Origin of the sequence: Isoptericola variabilis 225 (genome assembly GCF_000215105.1) — a bacterium.
In the GTDB taxonomy this organism is placed as follows: Bacteria; Actinomycetota; Actinomycetes; order Actinomycetales; family Cellulomonadaceae; genus Isoptericola; species Isoptericola variabilis_A.
Window position 1 is genome coordinate 828,896 of record NC_015588.1, and the last position, 23,851, is coordinate 852,746.

General features: G+C 71.3%; 17 protein-coding genes. 11 read left to right on the forward strand and 6 right to left on the reverse strand.

What is annotated here, in order from left to right; all coding sequences use genetic code 11:
* Window positions 1–8 precede the first annotated feature (8 nt).
* The 5 genes from chvE to ISOVA_RS03920 all read left to right on the forward strand — a co-directional run bounded on the left by chvE (window position 9) and on the right by ISOVA_RS03920 (window position 6,036).
* Entirely contained in the window at window positions 9–1,163 is a 1,155-nt protein-coding gene (gene chvE, locus ISOVA_RS03900) for a multiple monosaccharide ABC transporter substrate-binding protein (protein ID WP_013837954.1), read from the forward strand.
* Between the two features lie 124 nt (window positions 1,164–1,287).
* On the forward strand, window positions 1,288–2,847 hold the full coding sequence (gene mmsA / locus ISOVA_RS03905; RefSeq protein WP_013837955.1) for a multiple monosaccharide ABC transporter ATP-binding protein: 1,560 nt from the start codon (window positions 1,288–1,290) through the stop codon (window positions 2,845–2,847).
* A complete protein-coding gene (gene mmsB / locus ISOVA_RS03910) occupies window positions 2,844–4,022 on the forward strand; it encodes a multiple monosaccharide ABC transporter permease (protein WP_013837956.1) in 1,179 nt (392 codons plus the stop codon). The genes mmsA and mmsB overlap by 4 nt, the downstream gene beginning before the upstream one ends.
* Before the next feature lie 68 nt (window positions 4,023–4,090).
* Entirely contained in the window at window positions 4,091–5,290 is a 1,200-nt protein-coding gene (locus ISOVA_RS03915) for an ROK family transcriptional regulator (RefSeq protein ID WP_013837957.1), read from the forward strand.
* A complete protein-coding gene (locus tag ISOVA_RS03920; RefSeq protein ID WP_013837958.1) occupies window positions 5,287–6,036 on the forward strand; it encodes an ATP-binding cassette domain-containing protein in 750 nt (249 codons plus the stop codon). Before ISOVA_RS03915 ends, ISOVA_RS03920 begins: the two co-directional genes overlap by 4 nt.
* A gap of 24 nt (window positions 6,037–6,060) precedes the next feature.
* Here ISOVA_RS03920 and purU read toward each other — a convergent pair whose 3' ends face one another.
* Complete coding sequence (gene purU / locus ISOVA_RS03925) at window positions 6,061–6,966, reverse strand: formyltetrahydrofolate deformylase (RefSeq protein ID WP_013837959.1); 906 nt, start codon at window positions 6,964–6,966, stop codon at window positions 6,061–6,063.
* A gap of 29 nt (window positions 6,967–6,995) precedes the next feature.
* Between purU and ISOVA_RS03930 the strand changes: the two genes are divergently transcribed.
* The 5 genes from ISOVA_RS03930 to araA all read left to right on the forward strand — a co-directional run bounded on the left by ISOVA_RS03930 (window position 6,996) and on the right by araA (window position 12,674).
* Window positions 6,996–7,568: a GNAT family N-acetyltransferase gene (locus ISOVA_RS03930; RefSeq protein WP_013837960.1), complete on the forward strand. Its 573-nt coding sequence runs from the start codon at window positions 6,996–6,998 to the stop codon at window positions 7,566–7,568.
* Window positions 7,565–8,635, forward strand: coding sequence for a LacI family DNA-binding transcriptional regulator (locus tag ISOVA_RS03935; RefSeq protein WP_013837961.1), 1,071 nt, complete (start codon window positions 7,565–7,567; stop codon window positions 8,633–8,635). Before ISOVA_RS03930 ends, ISOVA_RS03935 begins: the two co-directional genes overlap by 4 nt.
* A 151-nt stretch (window positions 8,636–8,786) precedes the next feature.
* Window positions 8,787–10,427: a xylulokinase gene (locus ISOVA_RS03940; RefSeq protein ID WP_013837962.1), complete on the forward strand. Its 1,641-nt coding sequence runs from the start codon at window positions 8,787–8,789 to the stop codon at window positions 10,425–10,427.
* Window positions 10,424–11,128, forward strand: a complete 705-nt coding sequence (locus ISOVA_RS03945; RefSeq protein ID WP_013837963.1) for an L-ribulose-5-phosphate 4-epimerase — start codon at window positions 10,424–10,426, stop codon at window positions 11,126–11,128. The genes ISOVA_RS03940 and ISOVA_RS03945 overlap by 4 nt, the downstream gene beginning before the upstream one ends.
* A gap of 34 nt (window positions 11,129–11,162) precedes the next feature.
* A complete protein-coding gene (araA, locus tag ISOVA_RS03950) occupies window positions 11,163–12,674 on the forward strand; it encodes an L-arabinose isomerase (protein WP_013837964.1) in 1,512 nt (503 codons plus the stop codon).
* A 78-nt stretch (window positions 12,675–12,752) separates the two neighbouring features.
* Here araA and ISOVA_RS03955 read toward each other — a convergent pair whose 3' ends face one another.
* The 5 genes from ISOVA_RS03955 to ISOVA_RS03975 all read right to left on the reverse strand — a co-directional run bounded on the left by ISOVA_RS03955 (window position 12,753) and on the right by ISOVA_RS03975 (window position 22,525).
* Complete coding sequence (locus tag ISOVA_RS03955) at window positions 12,753–17,090, reverse strand: Ig-like domain-containing protein (protein ID WP_013837965.1); 4,338 nt, start codon at window positions 17,088–17,090, stop codon at window positions 12,753–12,755.
* A 281-nt stretch (window positions 17,091–17,371) separates the two neighbouring features.
* Window positions 17,372–19,312, reverse strand: coding sequence for a glycoside hydrolase family 127 protein (locus tag ISOVA_RS03960; protein ID WP_013837966.1), 1,941 nt, complete (start codon window positions 19,310–19,312; stop codon window positions 17,372–17,374).
* 39 nt (window positions 19,313–19,351) lie between these two features.
* Window positions 19,352–20,245: a carbohydrate ABC transporter permease gene (locus tag ISOVA_RS03965; RefSeq protein WP_013837967.1), complete on the reverse strand. Its 894-nt coding sequence runs from the start codon at window positions 20,243–20,245 to the stop codon at window positions 19,352–19,354.
* A 1-nt stretch (window position 20,246) separates the two neighbouring features.
* Window positions 20,247–21,155 (reverse strand): carbohydrate ABC transporter permease, encoded by a 909-nt coding sequence (locus ISOVA_RS03970; protein ID WP_013837968.1) that lies wholly within the window; start codon window positions 21,153–21,155, stop codon window positions 20,247–20,249.
* Window positions 21,156–21,220: 65 nt separating this feature from the next.
* Window positions 21,221–22,525, reverse strand: coding sequence for an ABC transporter substrate-binding protein (locus tag ISOVA_RS03975; RefSeq protein WP_013837969.1), 1,305 nt, complete (start codon window positions 22,523–22,525; stop codon window positions 21,221–21,223).
* A 176-nt stretch (window positions 22,526–22,701) separates the two neighbouring features.
* On the opposite strand from ISOVA_RS03975, the gene ISOVA_RS03980 reads away from it, so the two are divergent.
* Window positions 22,702–23,733, forward strand: a complete 1,032-nt coding sequence (locus tag ISOVA_RS03980) for a LacI family DNA-binding transcriptional regulator (RefSeq protein ID WP_013837970.1) — start codon at window positions 22,702–22,704, stop codon at window positions 23,731–23,733.
* The last annotated feature ends 118 nt before the right edge of the window (window positions 23,734–23,851 follow it).

A 23,851-nucleotide genomic window follows, 5' to 3' on the forward strand; every position in this document is an offset into this window, starting at 1 on the left:
GCGCGACGATGCGACTCGGCAAGAAGATGGGCGTGGTCGCCGCCGGTGCGGCGCTGACGCTCACCCTGGCCGCCTGCGGTGGCGAGGGTGCTGGCTCCGGCGGCGACGGTGCGCCCGCCGGGGACGGCGACGAGAACGTCAAGATCGGCGTCGCCATGCCGACCGAGACCTCCGAGCGGTGGATCCAGGACGGCAACGCCGTCAAGGAGGGCCTCGAGGAGGCCGGGTACGAGGTCGACCTGCAGTACGCGGGCGACGACATCCCGACGCAGACGCAGCAGATCGACTCGATGATCACGGGCGGGGCCGACCTGCTCATCATCGCGGCGATCGACGGCACCGCCCTGTCGAGCCAGCTCGACGCCGCGGCCGCGGCGAACATCCCGGTCATCTCCTACGACCGCCTCATCCGCGACAGCGAGAACGTCGACTTCTACGTCACGTTCGACAACTACCAGGTCGGCGTCGCGCAGGCCACGGCCCTGCTCTACGGCCTGGGCCTGACCGACCAGAACGGCGAGCCCACGGGCGAGGCGGGTCCGTTCAACATCGAGCTCTTCGCGGGCTCGCTCGACGACAACAACGCGCACTTCTTCTGGCAGGGCGCGATCGACACGCTCCAGCCGTTCTTCGACGACGGCTCGCTCGTCGTCCCGTCGGGCCAGACCGACATCGAGCAGGCCGCCATCCTGCGCTGGCAGCAGGAGACCGCGCAGAAGCGCATGGAGGACCTCCTCACCTCGACGTACAACGACGGCACCGAGCTGCACGGCGTGCTCTCGCCGTACGACGGCCTGTCCCGCGGCATCATCACCGCGCTCCAGGGCGTGGGCATGGGCCCGACGATCGAGGAGGGCCTGCCGGTCGTCACCGGTCAGGACGCCGAGGTCGCGTCCGTCAAGCTGATCCAGGACGGCGTCCAGCACTCCACGATCTTCAAGGACACGCGCCTGCTCGCCGACCAGGCGGTCGTCGCGGCGCAGGCGTTCCTCGAGGGCGAGGAGCCCGAGGCGAACGACACCGAGACGTACGACAACGGCGTCAAGGTCGTCCCGTCCTACCTCCTCGACGTGACCACGATCTACGCCGACAACATCCAGTCCGAGCTCGTCGAGTCCGGCTACTGGACCCAGGAGGAGATCGACGCCGGCCAGGCCGGCTGATCCTCGCCTCAGACCCGGGCGGGTCCGCCGCCGAGCGCCACCGTGCGCCGGCCGCGGGCCCGCCCCGGGCCCGTCGCGCCACTGCCGCGGCGGCACCATCCCCGCGAAGGAGGGACGAGGGCGCATGAGCACGATCCTGGAGATGCGCTCCATCACCAAGGAGTTCCCCGGCGTCAAGGCGCTGTCGGACGTCAACCTCACCGTCGAGCAGGGCGAGATCCACGCGATCTGCGGCGAGAACGGTGCCGGCAAGTCGACGCTGATGAAGGTGCTCTCGGGCGTGTACCCGCACGGCACCTACAGCGGCGACATCATCTTCGACGGCGAGACCGTCGAGTTCTCCTCGATCAACGACTCCGAGGCGCGCGGCATCGTCATCATCCACCAGGAGCTCGCCCTGGTGCCGTACCTGTCCGTGGCCGAGAACATCTTCCTCGGCAACGAGCAGCGCGGGCGCACGGGCCTGATCGACTGGAACCGCGCGAACGCCGAGGCGGGCAAGCTCCTGGCGCGCGTGGGCCTCGACGAGCTGCCGGTCACCCCGGTCGGCACGCTCGGCGTCGGCAAGCAGCAGCTCATCGAGATCGCCAAGGCGCTGTCGAAGGAGGTGCGCCTCCTCATCCTCGACGAGCCGACCGCCGCGCTGAACGACAACGACTCCGAGCACCTGCTCGAGCTGCTGCGCCAGCTCAAGGCGCAGGGCATCACCTGCATCATCATCTCGCACAAGCTCAACGAGATCGCCGAGATCGCCGACCGCACGACGATCATCCGCGACGGCCGGACGATCGAGACCCTCGACATGTCCGACCCGGCGTCGACGCAGAACCGCATCATCCGGGGCATGGTCGGCCGCGACCTCGAGCACCGCTTCCCGGAGCGCACGAGCGTCGTCGGCGACGAGGTCCTGCGCGTCGAGGACTGGACGGTGTTCCACCCGACGCAGCCGGACCGCAAGGTCATCGACGCCGCCTCGTTCGACGTGCGCGCCGGCGAGGTCGTCGGCATCGCGGGGCTCATGGGCGCCGGGCGCACCGAGCTGGCCATGAGCATCTTCGGCCGGTCCTACGGCCGGAACATCTCGGGCCGCATCTTCAAGGACGGCAGGCCGATCAAGATGACGTCGGTCGCCGACGCGATCCACCACGGCATCGCGTACGCGACCGAGGACCGCAAGGGTTACGGCCTCAACCTCATCGACGACATCCGCCACAACGTCTCGCTCGCCGGCCTCGAGAAGCTCGCCCCGCGCGGCTGGGTCAACGGCAACGAGGAGCTGCGCGTCGCCGAGGAGTACCGGGGCAGCCTCAACATCAAGACGCCCACGGTCCTCGCGAACGTCGGCAAGCTCTCGGGCGGCAACCAGCAGAAGGTCGTGCTGGCCAAGTGGCTGTACACCGACCCCGACGTGCTGATCCTCGACGAGCCGACGCGCGGCATCGACGTCGGCGCCAAGTTCGAGATCTACACGATCATCAACAAGATGGTCGCGGCCGGCAAGGCGGTCGTGGTCATCTCCTCCGAGCTGCCCGAGCTGCTCGGCATCTGCGACCGCGTCTACACGCTCGCGTTCGGCCGCATCACCGGTCAGCTCCCCGTCGCCGAGGCGACGCAGGAGCGCCTGATGGAGCTCATGACGATCGAGCGCGACCAGCCCCTGCCCACGAAGGACTACGTCTCATGAACGTCATCGCCGGAGTCCGGGACTTCGCCACCCGGCACCTGCGCGAGAGCGGGATTTTCGTCGCGTTCGTCGCGATCGTCGTCCTGTTCGCCGCGCTCAACCCCAACTTCCTGAGCCCGAACAACCTGACGAACATCGTTCTGCAGTACTCCTACATCCTGATCCTCGCGATCGGGATGGTGATGATCATCGTCGCGGGGCAGATCGACCTGTCCGTCGGATCGGTCGTCGCGCTCACCGGAGCCGTGAGCGCCGTCGTCGTGATCCGCGAGGGCATGCCGTGGTACGTCGGCGTGCTCGCCGCGCTCGTCGTCGGCCTCCTGGTCGGCGTCTGGCAGGGCTTCTGGGTCGCGTTCGTCGGCATCCCGGGCTTCATCGTGACCCTGGCGGGCATGCTGCTCTTCCGCGGCCTGACCTACCGGGTGCTCGACAACGTCTCGCTCTCGCCGTTCGGCGGCACCTACTACAACATCGCCAACGGGTTCCAGAACGGCCTGCTCGGCGGGTACGGCGTCGACGTCTTCACGCTCGTCATCTTCGCGATCGGCGTGGCCGGCTACGCGTGGAGCCAGTGGCGCACGCGCCGCGGCCGCATCGCCTACCAGCAGCCGGTCGAGTCGATGCCGCTGTTCGTGCTCAAGATCGCCGTCGTCGCGGCCGTCGTCATGTGGTTCGGCTACCAGCTCGCCCAGAGCCGCGGCCTGCCGAACGTGCTCATCCTGCTCGCCATCCTCGTCATCGTGTACGGGCTGGTCACGCAGAAGTCGGTGTTCGGCCGGCACGTCTACGCCGTCGGTGGCAACCGGCACGCGGCCGAGCTCTCGGGCGTCAAGGTCCGGCGGGTCAACTTCTGGATCTTCGTGAACATGGGCTTCCTCGCCTCGGTGGCCGGCATCGTGTTCTCGTCCCGCATGAACGGCGCGCAGCCGGGCGCGGGCAACATGTTCGAGCTCGACGCGATCGCGGCCTGCTTCATCGGCGGCGCCTCGACCACGGGCGGTGTCGGCCGCGTCGGCGGCGCCATGATCGGTGGTCTGATCATGGCGGTCATGTCGAACGGCATGCAGCTCATGGGCGTGCCCCAGTCGATCCAGCAGGTGGTCAAGGGCCTCGTGCTCCTGCTCGCCGTCGCGTTCGACATCTACAACAAGCGCCGCGCCGCCGCGCTGCGCTGAACCACGTCCACGACGCGCGGGCGGGCGGCATGTCGCCCGTCCGCGCGTCGTGCTCCTAGGATTCCCGCGTGAGAGGACGGCTGCCCGTGTCCGGCTCGCAGTCCTCCCTGCGCGAGGCCAACCGGGCCCGCGTGGTCGACGCCGTCAAGCGGCACGGCGGCCTGACCCAGGTCGAGCTGACCGGCGCCACGGGGCTGTCGGCCGCGACCGTCTCGACCATCGTCAAGGAGCTCGTGACGGCGGGCATGGTCGAGGTGCGCCCCGCCGTCCGCTCGGGCCGCCGGGCCCAGCTCGTGACGCTGTCGCACCGCGTCGGCCTCGTGGCGGGCGTCGTCGTGGGCTACCGGCACATGCGCGTCGCGATCGCCGACGTCACGCACGAGGTCGTCGCCGAGCAGACCCTGCCGCTTCCTGCCGACCACCGGTGCGACACGAGCCTCGACCGTGCCGCGCTGCTCGTGGTCGACCTGCTCGAGCGCGTGGGCGTGGACCTCGACGAGCTCCTCGCGATCGGGCTGGGCATCCCGGCGTCCGTCGACGTGTCGACGGGGCTCATCACGGTGCGCGGTGTGCTGCGCGGCTGGGACGGCGTGCCGATCGCGCAGGTGCTCGAGAAGCGCCTCGCGCGGCCCGTGTTCGTCGACAACGACGCCAACCTCGGCGCGCTCGCCGAGAGCACGGTCGGCGCCGCGCGCGAGTACCACCACGCGCTCTACGTGCGCGCGTCCCACGGTGTGGGCGCGGGCGTGATCATCGGCGGCAGGCTGCACCGCGGGCCGGGCGGCACCGCCGGCGAGATCGGCCACGTGCAGGTCGAGCCTGCCGGCCGCATCTGCGTGTGCGGCAGCCGCGGGTGCCTCGACACCGTCGTCGGGATCCCCGCCCTGCTCGAGCCGCTGCGCACCAGCCACGGCAACCTCACGCTGCGTGACGTCGTCACGCTCGCCAACGACGACGACCCGGGCTGCCGCGAGATCGTCGCCGACGCCGGCGCGACGGTCGGCGCGGTCGTCGCCAACCTCGCCACGGTCATGGGTCCTGAGTGCGTCGTCGTGGGCGGCGAGCTCGCCGAGACGGGGGAGACGTTCCTCGGCCCGGTGCGCGAGGCGATCCGACGGCGTACCCTGCTCAACCAGCTCACGCCGCTCGACGTCGTGCCCGCCGAGCTCGGGGCGCGCGCCGAGCTCATGGGCGCGATCGTGCTCGCGCTCCAGTCCACCGACGTCTTCGAGAACGCCGACGACGGCACGCAGAAGGGGAGCCTGTGACGCCCGGACGGACGCCGCTGCTCGCGCTGCGGCAGATCAGCAAGTACTTCGGTGCCGTCGAGGCCCTCGTCGGCGTCGACCTCGAGGTGCACGCGCACGAGGTCGTGGCGCTCGTCGGTGACAACGGCGCGGGCAAGTCGACGCTGGCCAAGATCGTCGCCGGGGTGCTCCAGCCGGACTCGGGGATGATCGAGATCGACGGCACGCCGGTCACGCTGTCGTCCGCGTCGGCCGCCAACCGGATGGGCGTCGCGAGCGTGTTCCAGGACCTCGCGCTGTGCGAGAACCTCGACGTGACCGCGAACGTCTTCCTCGGCCAGGAGGTCCGCAACCGGGTCGGCATGCTCGCCGAGGGCGAGATGGAGACCGAGACCCGCTCGCTCCTGCGCCACCTCACCGTGCGGATCCCGTCGGTGCGCACCCCGCTGCGCAACCTCTCGGGCGGTCAGCGCCAGGCCGTCGCGATCGCGCGCACGCTCATCGGCGACCCGCGCATCGTGGTGCTCGACGAGCCGACCGCCGCGCTGTCCGTCGCCCAGACCGCCGAGGTGCTCACGCACATCGAGCGGCTGCGCGAGATGGGCCTCGGCGTCATCCTCATCAGCCACAACCTCACCGACGTGCGCGCCGTCTCGGACCGCATCGAGGTGCTGCGGCACGGGCGCAACAACGGCGCGTTCAGCGCCGACGCGAGCCAGGAGGAGATCCTCGGCGCAATCACGGGCGCCCGCTCGCCCTCGCTCTGACCGGGCACCTGCCGCGGCGTCGGCTCAGCGGAAGACGACGGTGCGGTGGCCGTCGAGCAGCACGCGGTGCTCGGCGTGCCAGCGCACGGCGCGCGCGAGCGTGCGGCGCTCGACGTCCTCGCCCAGCGCGACGAGGTCCGCGACCGCGTGCGAGTGGTCGACGCGCTCGACGTCCTGCTCGATGATCGGGCCCTCGTCGAGGTCGCCCGTGACGTAGTGCGACGTCGCACCGATGAGCTTGACGCCGCGGTCGTGCGCCTGCGCGTACGGGCGCGCGCCCTTGAACGAGGGCAGGAACGAGTGGTGGATGTTGATGACCCGGCCCGCCAGGTCGCGGCACAGGTCGTCGGACAGGATCTGCATGTACCGCGCGAGCACGACGAGCTCGACGTCGAGCTCGTCGACGAGGTCGCGCAGCCTCGACTCGGCGACGGCCTTGGTGTCGGGGGTGACCGGGATGTGGTGGAACGGCTTGCCGTAGAAGGCCGCGAGGTCCTGCAGGTCGCGGTGGTTGCCGGCGACGCCGACGACGTCGATCGGCATGTCCTGGTACCGCTCGCGGTAGAGCAGGTCGACCAGGCAGTGCGCCGCCCTGCTCACGAGGATCAGCGTGCGCATGGGACGGCCGACGACGTCGAGCGACCACGTCATGCCGAACTCCGCTGCGACCGGACCGAGCGCGGCCTCCAGCTCGGCGCGCCCCGCCGTCGTCGCGACCTGGACCCTCATGAAGAACAGGCCTGAGGCCGGGTCCCCGAACTGCTGGGACTCGGTGATGTTCCCGTCGTGCGCGGCGAGCATGCCGGCGACGGCGTGCACGATCCCCGGGCGGTCGGGGCACGACAGCGCCAGGACCCACTCGGTGGCGGGTTGGGCGGGCGCGTCGCGGTCGTCGGGGACGGCGGGCTCGGTCGTGGTCACGGACCCCATTGTCGCCGACGGTCTGACACGATGGGCCCATGAGCGACGCCACCGCCGACGCCGGCGCCACCCGTATCGCACTCGTCGAGGATGAGCACGCAGGCGAGCTGCTCACGCTGCGCCGCGCCGCGTTCGTCAGCGAGGCCCAGCTGTACGACGACCCGCACATCCCGCCGCTGACCCAGACGCTGCACGAGCTGCGCGAGGACATGGCGCGCGAGGACGTCGTCACCGTCGGGGCGTGGGAGGGGCACCGGCTCGTCGGGTCGATCCGGGTCGAGCTCGAGGGCTCCAAGGCGACGCTCGGGCGGCTCGCCGTCGCGCCCGACCAGCAGGGCAAGGGCATCGGCACGTCGCTGCTCTTCGCGGTGCTGCCGTACCTGCCCGAGGAGGTCACCGAGATCTGGGTCTTCACGGGCAAGGACTCCAAGCAGAACCTCGCGATGTACACCAAGCACGGGTACGAGGAGCAGTTCGACCAGGCGGCCGGCGAGCTCACGTACACGTACCTGCGCCGCGTGCTCGGGGAGCTCGACCGCCGTCGTGGTGAGGCCGGCGCCGCCGACGCCGACGTCACGGCCGGCGACGCCTCCGCGCGCTCGGCGGGATGAGCGGTCCGGCGGCCCCCGGACGCGCGGCGGCCCGGGTCCGCCGGCCGTCGATGGCCGACGTCGCGGCCGTCGCGGGCGTGTCCCACCAGACGGTCTCGCGCGTGCTCAACGCCCACCCGAGCGTGCGCGGGGAGACGCGCGAGCGTGTCCTGCAGGCGATCGAGTCCCTCGGCTACCGGCGCAACAGCGCGGCGCGCGCGCTCGCGACGGCGCGCTCGGCGACGCTCGGCGTCGTGACGACCGGCTCGGCGCTGTTCGGCCCGACGAGCACGCTCGTGGCGGTCGAGGGCGCCGCCCGCGACGAGGGCTACTTCGTCTCCGTGGCGACCCTGCGCACCTACGACGCGGCGGCGATGCACGAGGCGCTCGAGCACTTCATGGCCCAGGGCGTCGAGGGCATCGTCGTCATCGCGCCGCAGGACGACGTCGCCGCGGCGGTCGAGTCGTTCCGCGCGCCCGTGCCCGTCGTTGTCGTCGCGGCGCTCGAGGACGCCGAGTCGGCGCCCGGCGGTCCCGCGACCCTGTCCCTCGCGGTCGACCAGCGCTCCGGCGCGCGCCTCGCGACCGACCACCTGCTCGACCTGGGCCACCACGACGTCGTGCACGTGGCCGGTCCGCAGGACTGGTTCGACGCGCGCGAGCGCGCCGCCGGCTGGCGCGAGGCCCTCGAGGCGCGCGGCGTCACGCCGACGCGCCCGCGCGTGTGCAGCTGGTCGGCCGACGACGGGTACGCCGCGGGCCGGGACCTCGCCGAGGCCGTCGGCGCGGGGGAGGGGCCGACGGCGGTGCTCGCCGGCAACGACCAGCTCGCCCTCGGCATCCTGCGCGCCCTGTGGGAGCGGGGGCTCGACGTGCCCGGGGACGTCTCGGTCGTGGGGTTCGACGACGTCGCGGGCGCCGCGTACTTCGTCCCGCCGCTGACGACCGTGCGTCAACCGTTCGCGCGGCTCGGCGCTCGCGCCGTCGCGATGGTGCTCGCCGCGCTGGCGGGCGGCGACGTCCCGCCGGAGCGCATCGCGCCCGAGCTCGTGGTGCGGTCGAGCACCGGGGCGCCGTGCTCGGGCTGAGGGCCCCGGACGCGGTAGCGTGACCGTCGGCCGACGACGTCCGACGGACGTCTCGTCCGCGACTAGGACCTGGCGCATGTGAGCGCTAACATCAACTTGACGCACACACGAACGCCCGCGGCGCAGCCGGGCGAGGACGGAGCAGCTCGCGATGGTGCAGCAGGACGCGGCCGCAGACCTTCGGGCGGCCATCACCGAGGGTCGGACGGCGCTCGGCATCGAGCTGGGGTCGACCCGGATCAAGGCCTGCCTGATCGGCCCGGACCACGCGCCGGTCGCGACCGGCAGCCACGACTGGGAGAACCAGCTCGTCGACGGCCGGTGGACCTACTCGCTCGACGCCGTCTGGGCCGGGCTCCAGGAGGCGTACGCCGACCTCGTGGCCGACGTCGAGCAGCGGTACGGCGTGCGGCCGACGACGTTCGGCGCGATGGGCGTCTCCGCGATGATGCACGGCTACCTCGCGTTCGACGCCGCCGACGAGCTCCTCGTCCCGTTCCGCACCTGGCGCAACACGAGCACGGGCCCGGCGGCGGCCGAGCTCACCGAGCTGTTCGGGTACAACATCCCGCTGCGCTGGTCCGTCGCGCACCTGTACCAGGCGATCCTCGACGACGAGCCGCACGTGCCCGACGTCGCGCACCTGACGACGCTCGCGGGCTACGTCCACTGGCGCCTGACCGGGCGCAAGGTCCTCGGCGTGGGCGACGCCTCGGGCGTGTTCCCCGTCGACCCCGCGACGAAGCAGTACGACGCGCGCATGCTCGCGAAGCTCGACGAGCTCGTCGCCGCCCGCCGGCCGGGCCTGGCGGTCGCCGAGCTCCTGCCCGAGGTGCTCGTCGCCGGCCAGGAGGCCGGCCGCCTGACCCCCGAGGGGGCCACCCTCCTCGACCCGAGCGGCACACTGCAGGCCGGCGTGCCGCTCTGCCCGCCCGAGGGCGACGCGGGCACCGGCATGGTCGCGACGAACTCGGTCGCGCCGCGCACCGGCAACATCAGCGCGGGCACCTCGATCTTCGCGATGGTCGTGCTCGAGCGTCCGCTCGCGCGCGTCCACCACGAGCTCGACCTCGTCACGACGCCGGCGGGCGACCTCGTGGCGATGGTCCACTGCAACAACGGCGCGAGCGAGCTGGGCGCGTGGGCCGAGATGTTCGGCGAGTTCGCCCGGGCGCTCGGCGGCCCCGCGACGGCCGACGACGTCTTCGGCGCGCTGTTCCGCGCCGCGCTCGAGGGCGAGACCGACGGCGGCGGGCTCCTCGCGTACAACTACCTCGCGGGCGAGCCCATCACCGGCCTCGACGCCGGACGGCCGCTGGTCGTCCGTACGCCCGGCAGCCGCCTGACGCTCGCCAACTTCATGCGCACCCAGATCTACGGCGCCTTCGGCACGCTCGCGCTCGGCATGCGCGTGCTCGCGGAGGAGGGCGTCGCGATCGACGCGCTCTTCGCCCACGGCGGCATCTTCAAGACCGCCGGCGTCGCGCAGCGCCTGCTCGCCGCGGCGGTCGGCGCGCCCGTCGCCGTCGGCGAGACCGCGAGCGAGGGCGGGGCGTGGGGCATCGCGGTGCTCGCCGCCTACATGCGCGCCGCGACCGCCGACGGCGACCCGGGCCTGGGCACCTACCTCGACGAGCGCGTCTTCTCCGGTGCCGCGCTCGACGTCGTCGAGCCCGACGCCGACGACGTCGCGGGCTTCGCTGCCTACCTCGAGCGCTACGAGGCCGGCCTCGCCGTCGAGCGCGCCGCCGTCGAGGCCATCCCCACCGGAACGAACGGAGCCGATGCATGAGCACCCCTCGCCCCACCGAGGTCCCCGCCCACCTGCGCGAGGCGGTCGACGCCGCCAAGGAGCGCGTGGCCGCGCTGCACGCCGAGCTGCCCCGCTGGGAGCTCGTCGTGTGGACCGCGGGCAACGTGTCCGAGCGCGTCCGCGACGACCAGGGCCACGACCTGCTGGTCATCAAGCCGTCCGGCGTCTCGTACGACGACATCACGCCCGACGCCATGGTCGTGTGCGACCTCGACGGCAACCTCGTCGAGGGCGAGCGCGCGCCGTCGTCGGACACCGCCGCGCACGCCTACGTCTACGCGCACATGCCCGAGGTCGGCGGCGTCGTGCACACGCACTCGACGTACGCGACGGCGTGGGCCGCGCGCGGCGAGGAGATCCCCTGCGTGCTGACGATGATGGCCGACGAGTTCGGCGGCCCGATCCCCGTGGGCCCGTTCGCGATCATCGGCGACGACTCGATCGGCCGCGGCATCGTCGAGACGCTGCGCGGCTCGCGCAGCAAGGCGGTGCTCATGAAGAACCACGGCCCGTTCACGATCGGCAAGGACGCGAAGTCCGCCGTGAAGGCGGCCGTGCTGTGCGAGGAGGTCGCCCGCGCCGTCCACATCTCGCGCCAGCTCGGCGAGCCCGTGCCGATCGAGCAGCAGTACGTCGACTCCCTCTACGACCGCTACCAGAACGTCTACGGACAGCGCTGAGCGCGCGCCCCGTCCACGGAAGGATCCGCCACCCATGAGCAAGCCCTACGCCGGCCGCGAGGTCTGGTTCTTCACCGGCAGCCAGGACCTCTACGGCGAGGAGACCCTGCGTCAGGTCGCCGAGCAGTCCCAGGAGGTCGCCCGCGCGCTCGACGCGTCGTCCGACGTCCCGGTCAACGTCGTGTGGAAGCCGGTCCTCAAGGACTCGGACGCGATCCGCCGCGCGATGCTCGACGCCAACTCGAACGACGACGTCCTCGGCGTCATCACGTGGATGCACACGTTCAGCCCGGCCAAGATGTGGATCGCCGGGATGGACGCGCTCCGCAAGCCGCTGCTGCACCTCCACACCCAGGCGAACGTCGAGCTGCCGTGGGCGGACATCGACTTCGACTTCATGAACCTCAACCAGGCCGCGCACGGCGACCGCGAGTACGGCTACGTGCTGTCGCGCCTCGGCGTCGCCCGCACGACCGTGGTCGGGCACGTGTCCAACCCGGCCGTCACGCGCCGCGTCGGCACGTGGGTCCGCGGTGCGGCCGGCTGGGCCGCGACGCACGAGCTGAAGCTCGCGCGCTTCGGCGACAACATGCGCAACGTCGCGGTCACCGAGGGCGACAAGACCGAGGCCGAGCTGCGGTTCGGCGTCTCCGTCAACACGTGGGGCGTCAACGAGCTCGTCGCGGCCGTCGAGGCCGTGGCCGACTCCGAGGTCGACACGCTCGTCGCGGAGTACGAGGACCTGTACGACGTCGCCGCGGAGCTCCGCGCGGGCGGCGAGCGTCACGACTCGCTCCGGTACGCGGCGCGCCAGGAGCTCGCGCTCGAGGCGTTCCTCGGCGAGCTGGGTGCCAAGGCGTTCACCACCAACTTCGAGGACCTCGGCGCGCTGCGCCAGCTGCCCGGCATCGCCGTGCAGCGCCTCATGGGCAAGGGCTACGGCTTCGGCGCCGAGGGCGACTGGAAGACGGCCGTGCTCGTGCGGGCCGCGAAGGTCATGGGCGAGGGCCTGCCCGGCGGCGCGTCGCTCATGGAGGACTACACCTACGACCTCACGCCGGGCGCCGAGCTCATCCTCGGGGCGCACATGCTCGAGATCTGCCCGACCCTCACGACGTCGAAGCCGCGCGTGGAGATCCACCCGCTCGGCATCGGCGGCAAGGAGGACCCGGTCCGCATGGTGTTCGACGCCGACGCGACCGAGGGCGCCGTCGTCGTCTCGCTCGCCGACATGCGCGACCGCTTCCGCCTCACGGCCAACGTCGTCGACGTCGTCACGCCGCCGCACGACCTGCCGAACCTGCCCGTCGCCCGGGCGGTGTGGCGGCCGCGGCCCGACTTCACGACGTCGGCCGAGGCGTGGCTGACCGCCGGGGGAGCGCACCACACCGTGCTGTCGACCGCGGTGGGCGTCGAGGCGTTCGAGGTGTTCGCCCAGATCGCGCGCACGGAGCTGCTCGTCATCGACGAGTCGACCACGCGCCGCGGCTTCGCCGACCAGGTGCGCTGGAACCAGGTCTACTACCGCCTGGCCCAGGGCCTCTGACCCGCGCCCCGGCTTCGCGAGTTGTCAGGCCCACGCCGGGGAATACCCCGGCGTGGGCCTGACAAGCTGCGTCGTCCCTTACGGTTCGACGACGGTGAGCGTCAGCGTGGTCTGCGTCGTGCCGGCCTCGCTCACGTAGTCCGGAAGCACCAGGTCGCCCGTGACCTCGTAGACGCCCGGCGTGTCGACCACCGACGGGTCGAACCGCCAGTCCACACGGATCGCCTGGTTGTCGCGGGAGCCGTCGTTGTAGGACACGAGCACCCGCTCGGGCAGGTACGGCAGCTGCCCGACCGTAACCGTCTCCTCGAACCGCTCGACGCCCTGGATCGAGATGCCGTCCTCGGCCGTCTCAGGACGGACGTAGATCTGCGCCTCGGCGACGATCCCGTTCGCCTCGTTGGTGCCGTACACCACGAACGGCTCCACGTTCGTCTCGGCCACCATCGCGGGTGTGATCTCCTGCCACTCGATCGGCACCGTGCCGCGCGCGCCGCTCTCGTGGACGGCGGCGATCTCGGCCGGCAGCTGTGGCACCACGCCCACCGTCGTGCGCACGATCACCGGGCTCGCGACCGACGCGACCGGGTCCCCGTTGGCACGCCAGCGGAGCACGCCCGTCCCGGCCCCGGAGCCCTGCACGCCCCAGACCCGGATCCGCAGGTGGTTCGCCTCGACCGCCTCGAAGTCGAGGTGGTTGTACCGGTCGCGTGTCAGCGCGCCGGCGTACGTGGAGCCCTCGGTCAGGACGACCGGCGTCCAGGTGCTGCCGTCGGTCGAGTGCTCGACGACCCAGGTGTCGGCACGCGGCATGCGGGTCCCTCCGAGGTCGTCGTACCAGTACACGTCGGTCGACGAGAGCCGGACCGGCGAGTCCCAGCTGTACCGGATCCAGGCCTGGCGGCTCTCGCTGGTGCCGTTGGCCGCCTGGCCCCACGTGCCCCAGCCGTTCCCCGCGCCGGGACTCGAGCTCGCCGGCGTGTCCGCGTCGTTCACCCTCTGCGGGTTCTCCCACGAGGCGGACCCGCTCGTCGTGATCGTCGCCTGCGCACCGAGCTCCGCGGCACTCTCCTTCTCGGTGAGCGTCACGGTGACGTCGCGCGTGGTGGTGAGCTCACCGTCGGAGGCGCTGAACCGGAACACGTAGTCACCCGGTGCCGTCCCGGTGACCCTCGTCCTCAGGGCGTCCGCATCGGCCAGGACCGCCACGGCTCCCTCCGGGGCCGAGACCGTCTCCCAGCGGTAGGTGAGAGCGCCGGCCTCGGGCAGTCCGTCGTCCGCCGCGGTGGCGACGAGAGTCGTCGACACGTTGCCGTCGCTGCTGCGATCGGCCGTCGCGGTGACGAGCGGCGGTTCGTTGACCACCTTGGGCACCGTGCGGCCGGAGTCGAAGACCTGGATCTCCGAGATCGCGGTCGCGTGTCCAGGGGCGTTGGTGAAGGCGACGCGGACGCGGTCGGTCTTCACCTGCTTGAAGAGCGCGTCGTTGAGCTTGGGGCCCGCGATCTTCGGCGTGCGCACCTGCCCGGGAACCGGCGTCCACCCGCCCGTGCCGTCGGGGACCTGGACGGTGTACCGCAGCGGCTCTCGGTAGCCGCCGTCCTGCCGGTCGCTGACGAACCACACCCGGACGTTGTCGACCGCGACGGTCCGACCCAGGTCGAGCTCCACGTAACCGGAGCTCTCGCCCGTGCCGTGGTTGCCCCAGTACGGCTCGTTCACCGTGACGCCGTCGGTGACCGCGTCGAGCGACACGGGCCGCTCGGTCGTCGCGACGGCGCCCGGTGTGTGGTTCATCGAGCTGCTCGACCAACCGGGGGTGTGGAACTCTCGCCACGGCGTCGGCCGTGGCCCCTCCTGCGTCGCGGACGAGCTGAGCTGGGCCCCGACGGCGAGGTTGGGCGAGTCCTCGGTCAGGTCGATCCCGGCCGTCTTGAGGTAGTCGACGACGCGGGCGTCCTCGATGGGGGTCTCGACCGCGGCCGGGACCGCCACGGCCTTCCTGGCCTCCACCGTGACGTCGAGGCCTTCCTCGGCCTCCACGACGCGACGGGCCCCAGCGTCGTAGACGAACCGCCCGAGCCGGTCGGCCGAGGCGACGCGGCTGCCGTCGACGAAGAGCGAGTAACCCGCGCCGAGCCCGTAGTGCGAACCGTCAGGATCCCAGACGATCGTGACGTCCTTGCCGTGGTAGCGCAGGTTGTTGACCATGAAGTGCTCGTAGCCCAGGTCGATGGGCCAGAGCTCGAGGAGGTCGTCGGAGCGTGGCTGAAGACCGCCCATGTCCTCCACGAAGATGTAGTTCATGTTCCCGAGCATCACGTGGTTCGGGTTGTTGCGACGGTACGTCTGGTTGCTCGGGTTCCAGGCGGAGTAGTACTCCGCCTGGTTGGCCACGCGGGCGTCGCCACCCGGGTAGATGCTCCACGCCATCCAGTCCAGGAGCTTGGACGCGTACTCCGGCGTGACGTAGCGGTTCTGCGGGTCGTAGTGACGCAGCGCGGAGCGCACGCCGCGGTACTGGACCGTGAAGTTGATGTTCGAGAAGTTGTTGGAGCCCCCGATCGAGAACTTCGAGCGGTCGTACTGGTTGGCCGTGTAGAACGGGAAGATGGGGAAGTTGTCCCCGTAGCGCAGGAACCGGAAGCCGTCGACGTACGTCTCCCACTCGTCGGGCGGGATGAGGTTCTGTGCGTAGACGTCGTACAGGTTCGACTCCTTGGCCGGGATCAGCTCCCGCTCGGCGTCGGACAACGGGTTGGCTGCGCCGCCGGAAGAGGCCGCCGCGCGGGCACCGTGAGACGTCCGCGCGAGGAACATGCGCATCTCCGAGCTCCACAAGCGGTCCAGGACGGCGTCCCGGATCCGGTCGGCCTCGCCGGCCATCTCCTGGACCTTCTCCTGGTCCGCGCCGGCGATGTCGTAGAGCTGGCGAGCGGCGTCGAAGGCACCCCACACGTACGCGGACTCCGGCCGCTCGATGGTCCGGGCACCCGGGGCACCTGCGTTCACCCTGGGGAAGCCGAACGTGATGGCGTCCGCGTCGTTCCCGGGCATGTAGTTCGTGTCGTACGCGATGAGCCCGTCACCGTTGCCGTCGTAGTGCTCGAGCTGGCCGACGCCGTCCTTCTCGAAGTAGTACGCGAACCGCTCGGCGAGCTCGGGGCCGCCGCCGTGCACGTTGAACGCCTCGAGGCCGGCAGTGCCGAGGTACTGCGAGTAGTGGTTGTTCCAGCTCGTGTGCCCGGGGCTGTCGAGGAACGCCGAGCTCCCGGAGAGCTCCCCGACGTTGAGGATCTGGCCGTACGCGAGGTACGGGTTGCGGATCCACTTGGTGTCCTGGAGGTGCATGGGCTGCGTCAGGACGACCGCGTTCTGGTAGAGGTTCACGCCCTCGATCGTCGTCGGGTACTGGTAGACGTAGCCCGGCTCGTCGGCGTCGAGACTGTTGTACCGCTCGCCCCACCACCGGTAGACGATCGCCTTCTCGATCGCAGGGTCCGGCACGTCGATGTAGGGGATGTCGGCGGCCCAGCGCTCGTTGAACTCGGTGACCGCCTTCCGGAACGCCTGGTCGGGCGCCATCTTCGCGTACTGGCGGAAGTCCTTGGCGGACTGCTCCATCGCGTCGGAGTGCAGGACGCCGACCACCGACAGGTCGACCGTCTTCCCGGCGCGCACCGTCACCTCGCGCTGCAGCGCGCCGTCGGCCCGGGTGAAGCCGTGCGCCTTGAGCCCGACGGTCACCTCGGACCACGGGGTGTCGACGAGGCCGTTGTTCGACCCGCTCGAGAGCGTCCGGGTGCCGACCAGCTCGTCGCCGGCGTCGGCGGGCGTCGTCGCGAGCGGCGACTCGGCCCGCAGGGTGAGCGTCACGTCGGCGTTGCCGTCGTTCGTGAGCTTGATGGCCGTGACGGCCACGTTCTCGTACGTGATGAACTTGCGGAGGTCGGCACGGACGCCTGTCGAACCGATCGTGTAGCGCGACGACGCGTGGCTCGGCGCGTTGAACCGTTCGGAGCCGACCTCGCTGACGGCCTGGCCGGGCACGGTCACCGTGTACAGGTCGCCGAGGTTGTTCGGGCCCCCGGCGAACGCGTTGCCGGCGAATCCCATCACCTGGAAGTTCCGCTGAGTGGCACCGCGCATGTACAGGGTGCGGCCGCGGGTCTGCAGGACGGTGTTGTTCGCCGTGCCGTGGACGCCGAGGATCCGGTCGAGGTAGAAGTCGGTGCCGCCCCCGGCCCGGTCGGCCTCGAAGATCGCCCGATGCATGCTGCCGGCGGTGTAGGGCACCCCCGGCTCGAGCGCCGCCTGGACCTCGTCGAGGTGGCTGTAGGTCGGTTCGCCGATGTCCATCGAGTCGGTCAGCCCGTCCGTGTACACACCGACGTCCTCCTCGTTGCCCGGCAGCACCGACGACGTGGTGCTCGCCGCGGCCGGTGAGTGGTACGCCGCCGGCGGCGAGCACCGCGCCGATCGAGACCCCCGCCACGCTCCGTAGGAATGTTCGTGCCGACATCACCCTGTCCTCTCCGTCGACGACTGGGACGCGCCTCGGCCCTGAGGCGGTCCGGCTCCCACAGTCAAGCACTGGGCGCGCACAAGCAGCAATGGTTTTCGGGGTTTTCGGTCGGAGACCCGCACTTCCCGAGCAATACAGCCAAGGATGCTGCGAAACTCGTTTCTGAGGCGTGTCAGAGCACCGGGAGCCACACCCGCATGGTCGACGGCCCACGGTTGGCCCAGTCGTGATAGGGCACGAGCGTGACGTCGGTGGCCGGCCCGAGCACGGGGCGTTCCGCGGGCGTCTCGGCCGCGGGAGCGTACGGCCACGGCGCCTCGTCGTGCCGGACCGCGGCGACACGGACGACCACGCCGTCCTCGGTCCGGCGCGGCGGCGTGCTCACGTCGACCGCGACGGCGGAGACGTCGTCGAGGCCTGCGGGCGCCAGGTCGACGGACTCGAGGCACAGCACCTCGGGTCCACGCTGCACGGCGACGCAGCCACGGATCGCGTCGATGCGAGGATCGGCGGCCACGAAGCGCGGGGCGACGTCGAGCTCGAGCGTCACGACCGAGCCGGAGCGGGCACCGCTGACGCGCACGGACCCCGGTCCGACCCGCTCCGGTGCGGCGCCGTCCACGGCCACGAAGGCCTCGGACGACCACGCCGGGACGCGCAGCGTGAGCGTCCAGTCGGCGTCGGGCGCCTCCAGCACCGAGATCTCGACGCGTCCGTCGTCCGGGTAGCGCGTCACGACGTCGACGGCGACCGGCGATCCGTCGGGCAGCGAGGTGCGGATCTCGCACGGGGCGTACTGGTGCAGCTGCAGGCCCCCGTCGTCGACGGTCGCGACGTACGCGGCAAGGCTGGCGAACGTCCGCGCGACGTTCGGCGGGCAGCACGACACCTCGAACCACGGCGCTCGGAGCGACGCCTCGGCTCTCTTGCTGATCTCGTCGACGGAGGCGTGCTCGGCCGGGACCCGCTGGTGCAGGGTGTTCGCGTAGAAGAACGCACGACCGTCGTGCGACGGCGACGTCGCGACGACGTTCAGGAGCGTGCGCTCGACGGCGTCGGCGTAGACCGGGTCGGCCTCGGCGAGGAGCAGGCGCCACGACACCATGACGGAGCCCACGCCGGCGCAGGTCTCGGAGTACGCCCGGTCGGGCGGGAGGACCCAGTCGTCGCCGAAGGCCTCGTCCTGGTGGTGCGACCCCTGGCCACCGGTCACGTAGGTGCGACGCGCCTGCGTGCGGTGCCACTGCGCGGTCACCGAGGCCAGCAGCGCGTCGTCGCCGTGCTCGACGGCGACGTCGATCGCACCGGCGGCCAGGTAGTTCGCCCGCACGGCATGGCCGCGGAAGACCGTGGCGTCCCGGACCGGGACGTCGTCCTGGTAGTAGGACCGCCCCCACTCGATGTCGGCGAGCACGCCACGACCCCGGCGTTCGACGAACAGCCGCGCCTGCTCGAGGTAGCGCGGCTCGTCGAGCGCACGCCCGAGCTCGGCCAGGCCCACCTCGATCTCCGGGTGGCCGCAGACGCCGGCGTTCGCGTCCCGGCCGAACGTGGCGCACACGTGGTCGGCGCTGCGGCGCGCGACCTCGACGATCAGGTCGTCCCGGTGGCCGGTCCGGACCCGCGCGACGGCCGCCTGCATGAGGTGGCCCTGGCAGTAGAGCTCGTGCCCCCACTCGAGGTCGGAGTACCGCGGCTGCTGCCCCGGCCGACCGAACATCGTGCCGACGTACCCGTCGGGCTCCTGCGCGGCGGCGACGCGCCGCACGATCGCCGCGAACCGGCGCTCGAGCTGGTCGTCGGGCCGGCGCCCCAGCTCCCACGCCATCGCCTCGAGAAGCTTGTACACCTCCGAGTCGCTGAACTCCCGGCCGCGCCGGTCCTCGGGCAGGGTCCCCCTCACCGCCGCGTCGAAGTTGCCGAGCCACCCCTCCCGCTCGAGCCAGTGCTCGATGTGGGAGAGCGTCGCGGTGCCGTTGACGTCCTGGCGGCGCGCCCACGGGCCACCCGTGATCCGGACCTCGTCCAGGCCGAGGGGCAGCAGTCGGCCGCGTGACGGCACGACGGGTGCGGACGTCGTGCCGGCGCGGCGTCGGGTCGGTGAAAGGGTCACGTGAGTCTCCCGGGAAGTGGCGGATGCGGTGGGACGTCGTCAGCCCTTGAGGGCGCCGGACATGAATCCGCGGACGTAGTGCCGCTGGAGCAGGAGGAAGAGCACGATGCACGGCAGCGCGAGGACCACGACCCCGGCCTCGGTCGCCCCGTAGTCGACGATGCCCATGACCTGGGCGCGCATGTTCGCCACGGCCAGCGGGAGCGGCATGCGGTCGGTGTCGGAGATGAGGATCAGAGGGGCGATGAAGTCGTTCCACGACGCGAGGAACGCGAACAGCCCCACGGTGACGATTCCGGGCTTGACCGCGGGAAGCATCACCGTGCGCAGCGCGCGGAAGGACGAGCACCCGTCGACGAGCGCCGCCTCGTCGAGCTCGCGCGGCACGGCGTCGAACGAGATCCGCATCATGAAGGTGGCGAAGGGCAGCTGGAACACGGTGAGCACGAGCGCGAGCCCGAGCAGCGAGTTCTGCAGCCCCAGCGTGTTGAGCAGCACGTACAGCGGGATGAGCAGCGTCGCGTAGGGCACCATGAGGATCGCGAGCGTCACGAGGAAGAGGACGTCGCGCCCGGGGAACCGGAACCTCGAGAAGGCGTAGCCGCCGAGCAGCGAGACGGTCATGGTGAACAGGACCGTGAGGCCCGCCACGATCGTCGAGTTGAGGAGGTACTGCCACAGGCCCGCCTGGTAGTCGACGAGCGCCGCGTAGTTGCCGAGGCCCCAGCCGCCGACCTGGCTGCTTCCCGGCTGCGGGGACACGGACGCGACCCCCGCCCAGACGAGCGGGTAGACGAAGACGACGGCGAGGGCCGTCGTGAACACCCAGTACGGGGTCCGCAGGGCGATGCCGGCGAGACGGGTGCGCGGCGCCCGCGGCGCGGGGCGGCGCGTGGGCGAGGGCGTCGGGCGGTCGAGCGTAGGGGCGGTCATGTCATCCCTCCTGCCCGGCGCGCATCGCGCGCAGCTGAGCCACGTTCACGACGACGAGCGCCGCGAGGACGACGATCGAGAGGGCGGCGGCCACGCCGAGGTCGTTCTGTCCCTGGAACGCCACGTTGTAGATCAGCTGGACCACCGTGAGCGTGCTGTTGTCCGGGCCGCCCTTGGTCAGGATGTAGAACTGGTCGAACGCCAGCAGGGAGCCGGTCACGCAGAGCACCGTGCACAGGGCCAGCGAGGGTCGCAGCAGCGGCAGGGTCACGCGAGAGAAGATCTGCCACCGGTTGGCGCCGTCCATGCGGGCCGCCTCCATCACGTCGTGCGGGATGCCCTGCAGACCCACCATGAGCAGCAGCATGTAGAACCCGGCGAAGCGCCAGACGATGAGGAACACCGTGGACCACAGGGCGCCGTCGGGGGAGCCGAGGAAGGACACGGGGCCGTCCACGATCCCGAGCCGGCGCAGCAGCGGGGAGAGGGGACCGACCTGAGGCGAGTAGAGCGCGTAGAACAGGAGCGACGCGGAGGCCAGGCCGAGCGCACTCGGGACGAGGATCGCGGTGCGCAGGGCGTTGGTCCACCGGCTGGACTCCTGCACGAGCAGCGCCAGACCGAGGCCCAGGCCGATCAGCAGGACGGTGGCGATCACCGTGTACTTCACGGTGAAGACGACCGACTCCCAGAAGAACCGGTGCCCGAGGGCGTCGCTGTAGTTGGCGGGGAAGTTCACTCCCCGGTTGCCGGCGAGCAGCGGCCAGTCCGAGACGGACATCTGCCCGACGAGAAGGATCGGCAGGACGAAGAGCACGACGACGAACAGCGCGGTCGGTGCGGCGTACGCCCAGCCCTCGCGGGCCTGGCGCCGGGCGACCACCGCTGGTCGGTGACGAGTGGCGGGCACGGTAGCTCCTGGGTCGGGTGGAGGGTCGGGCGCGCCGGCCGCGGCCGGCGCGCCCGACCCTGCGGTCACTGCGAGAGGACCGCGGTGATCTCCTCGTTGTCCGCGTCGACCGTCCCTCCGGGCCCGAACACCTCGTTGCGCACCAGGGTCACCCACGGGCTGCCCGGAGCGTTGAAGGCCTGCTGGAAGTTGCGGGCGAGCGGCGTCCGGCCCTGGCCGGCCACCTCGTTGACGGCGACCACGCGCGGGTCCTGCGACGAGTACTCGTTGTCGGCGAGGTCCGAGCGCGAGACGACGTCGCCGTTCTTCGCCAGGACCTCGACCTGCGCCTCCTCGCTCATGAGCCAGGAGAGGAAGTTCCACGCCTGGGCGGTGTTCTCGGAGTCCTTCGAGATGCCGATCCCGTCGCCGCCGACAAAGGTCGACGCCCCGCCGTCGGGACCCGGGATCGGCGCGACGCCGACCTCGCCGAGCGCCTCGTCCGCCGTCGCGAGCATAGTGGCCGGGAACGGCATGACCCCGATGTTCCCCTCGAGGAAGGGGCCGGTCCAGGTGGCCCCGGTCTCCTCCTTCGAGCCGGTGCCGACCGCGTCGGACTCGACCAGGTCGCGCCAGATGCCGTAGACCTCCTTGGCGGTCTCGCTGGCGAGCAGCGACTCGGTGCCGTCCTCGTTCATGACCTCCTCGCCGGCCGCCCAGATCGACGGGAACCAGGTGAAGACGAGGCAGCCGCCGCAGTTGCCGCCGAAGAACGTGCCGGACACGTCGCCGCCGAGCGCGTCGACGGCCTTGGCGTGCTCGGCGAACTCCCGCAGGGACGTCGGCCCTTGCTCCGGGTCCAGGCCGGCCTGCTCGTAGAGCTCCTTGTTGTAGAACAAGACCGACACGTCCAGGACGAACGGGAGGACGTGCTGCCGTCCTTCGTACGTGCCGGCCTGCAGGTGGCCCTCGTTGATCGTGTCGGCGAAGTCGAGCTGGGCGATCGGGTCCGTGAGGTCCTGGAACAGTCCCTGCTCGACCCAGTTCGGCACGTAGACGATGTCCGCCGCGAAAAGGTCGGGCAGGCCGCCGCTGCCGGCCGCGGCACCGACCTTCGCGACGTAGTCGTCGTTCGGGACGACGGTGAGCTCCACCTGGTTCTCGTGCGTGGCGTTGTACGCGTCCACGAGGAGATTGGCCTGCTGCTCGAGCGGTGCCCGCGTCCACAGGGTCAGCGTGGTGCCGTCGTCGACGCCCTCCGCGGTGATCTCCTCCGTGCTGCCCGGGTCCTCCGTGGAGGAGGTTCCGCAGGCAGCGAGTGCGGCACCGGCGAGGCCGGCTGCCACGGCCGAGGCGACGAGCCGCCTCCCTGCCACTCGTGCGATCGCCATCTCGTGTCTCCCTTGACCTCGTCGTCGAGTCGATGACTGTGGGGTAGCCTGACCCCGAAACCAACCGAAAAGGCTTTCTGGAATCTATGGCAGCCTCGGCAGGACCGTCAACCGTCGACGCCGTTACAGTCCGATCACGACGCCGTGCCGGAGGCCCGACCGACGAAGGGAGTGCGATGAGCACCTCGAGCAGCGCATCGCCGTCGCGCGCCGCCACGCTGACCGACGTCGCCAGGCTCGCGGGAGTCTCGATAGCGACCGCGTCGAAGGCGATCAACGGTCGTGCCCAGGTCCGTGCCGAGACGCGTCAGCGCGTGCTCGAGGCGGCCGAGCAGCTCTCGTTCGCACCCAACGCGCTCGCCAAGAGCCTCCTTCAGGGTCGCACCGGCACGGTGGGCCTCCTCACCTCAGACCTCGAGGGCAGGTTCTCGATCCCGGTGCTCATGGGGGCCGAGGACGCCTTCGGCGCCGGCCGGGTCTCCGTCTTCCTCTGCGACGCGCGCGGCGACGCGATCCGGGAGCAGCACCACATCCGCGCCCTGCTGTCGCGTCGCGTCGACGGGCTCATCGTCGTGGGGTCCCGGACGGACCCGCGTCCGCCGCTGGAGGGCGACATCCCGGTGCCGGTGGTCTACGCCTACGCCCCGTCCGAGGACCCGCGGGACATCTCGATCACCGCGGACAACGTCGAGGCCGGGCGCCTCGCGATCGACCACCTCCTCTCGTGCGGTCGCACGCGCATCGCGCACGTCTCCGGGGACGTCACCTACAAGGCGGCGAAGGACCGCGCGCGCGGCGCCGCCGACGCACTGGCCGACGCCGGGCTCGAGCTCGTGGGGGGCAGGACGTTCTTCGGGTCGTGGTCGGAGGGGTGGGGGCGCGGGGCCGCCCGCATGGTCGTCGAGCGTCACCCCGACGTCGACGCGTTCTTCTGCGGGAGCGACCAGATCGCCCGTGGGGTGCTCGACGCCCTCCGCGAGCTCGGGCGCGACGTGCCCACCGACGTCTCCGTCATCGGGTTCGACAACTGGGCCGTGCTGACGACCAATGCGCGGCCTCAGCTCACGAGCATCGACATGAACCTCGAGCAGGTCGGACGCGTGGCCGCCAAGCGCCTGTTCGCCGCGATCGAGGGCACGGCGTCGTCCGGGATCGAGGAGCTCCCGTGCCGGGTCGTGACCCGGGAGTCGACCGTCCCGAACGGCTGAACGGCGCGCTCGTGTCGCCGTCTCGGCCCGGTCCCCGAGCCGGGCGTCCCGCGCGAGACGGTCATTGACGATGACTCGGACATACTGCTGGTATTAGGCCTCGTCGTACGCAGATCCC

Coding starts and splice junctions, on each gene's coding strand:
- araA (WP_013837964.1), top strand. CDS start 11,163: ATGAGCAAGCCCTACGCCGGCCGCGAGGTCTGGTTCTTCACCGGCAGC.
- ISOVA_RS03945 (WP_013837963.1), top strand. CDS start 10,424: ATGAGCACCCCTCGCCCCACCGAGGTCCCCGCCCACCTGCGCGAGGCG.
- chvE (WP_013837954.1), top strand. CDS start 9: ATGCGACTCGGCAAGAAGATGGGCGTGGTCGCCGCCGGTGCGGCGCTG.
- ISOVA_RS03940 (WP_013837962.1), top strand. CDS start 8,787: ATGGTGCAGCAGGACGCGGCCGCAGACCTTCGGGCGGCCATCACCGAG.
- mmsB (WP_013837956.1), top strand. CDS start 2,844: ATGAACGTCATCGCCGGAGTCCGGGACTTCGCCACCCGGCACCTGCGC.
- mmsA (WP_013837955.1), top strand. CDS start 1,288: ATGAGCACGATCCTGGAGATGCGCTCCATCACCAAGGAGTTCCCCGGC.
- ISOVA_RS03965 (WP_013837967.1), bottom strand. CDS start 20,245: ATGACCGCCCCTACGCTCGACCGCCCGACGCCCTCGCCCACGCGCCGC.
- purU (WP_013837959.1), bottom strand. CDS start 6,966: ATGGGGTCCGTGACCACGACCGAGCCCGCCGTCCCCGACGACCGCGAC.
- ISOVA_RS03980 (WP_013837970.1), top strand. CDS start 22,702: ATGAGCACCTCGAGCAGCGCATCGCCGTCGCGCGCCGCCACGCTGACC.
- ISOVA_RS03935 (WP_013837961.1), top strand. CDS start 7,565: ATGAGCGGTCCGGCGGCCCCCGGACGCGCGGCGGCCCGGGTCCGCCGG.
- ISOVA_RS03975 (WP_013837969.1), bottom strand. CDS start 22,525: ATGGCGATCGCACGAGTGGCAGGGAGGCGGCTCGTCGCCTCGGCCGTG.
- ISOVA_RS03930 (WP_013837960.1), top strand. CDS start 6,996: ATGAGCGACGCCACCGCCGACGCCGGCGCCACCCGTATCGCACTCGTC.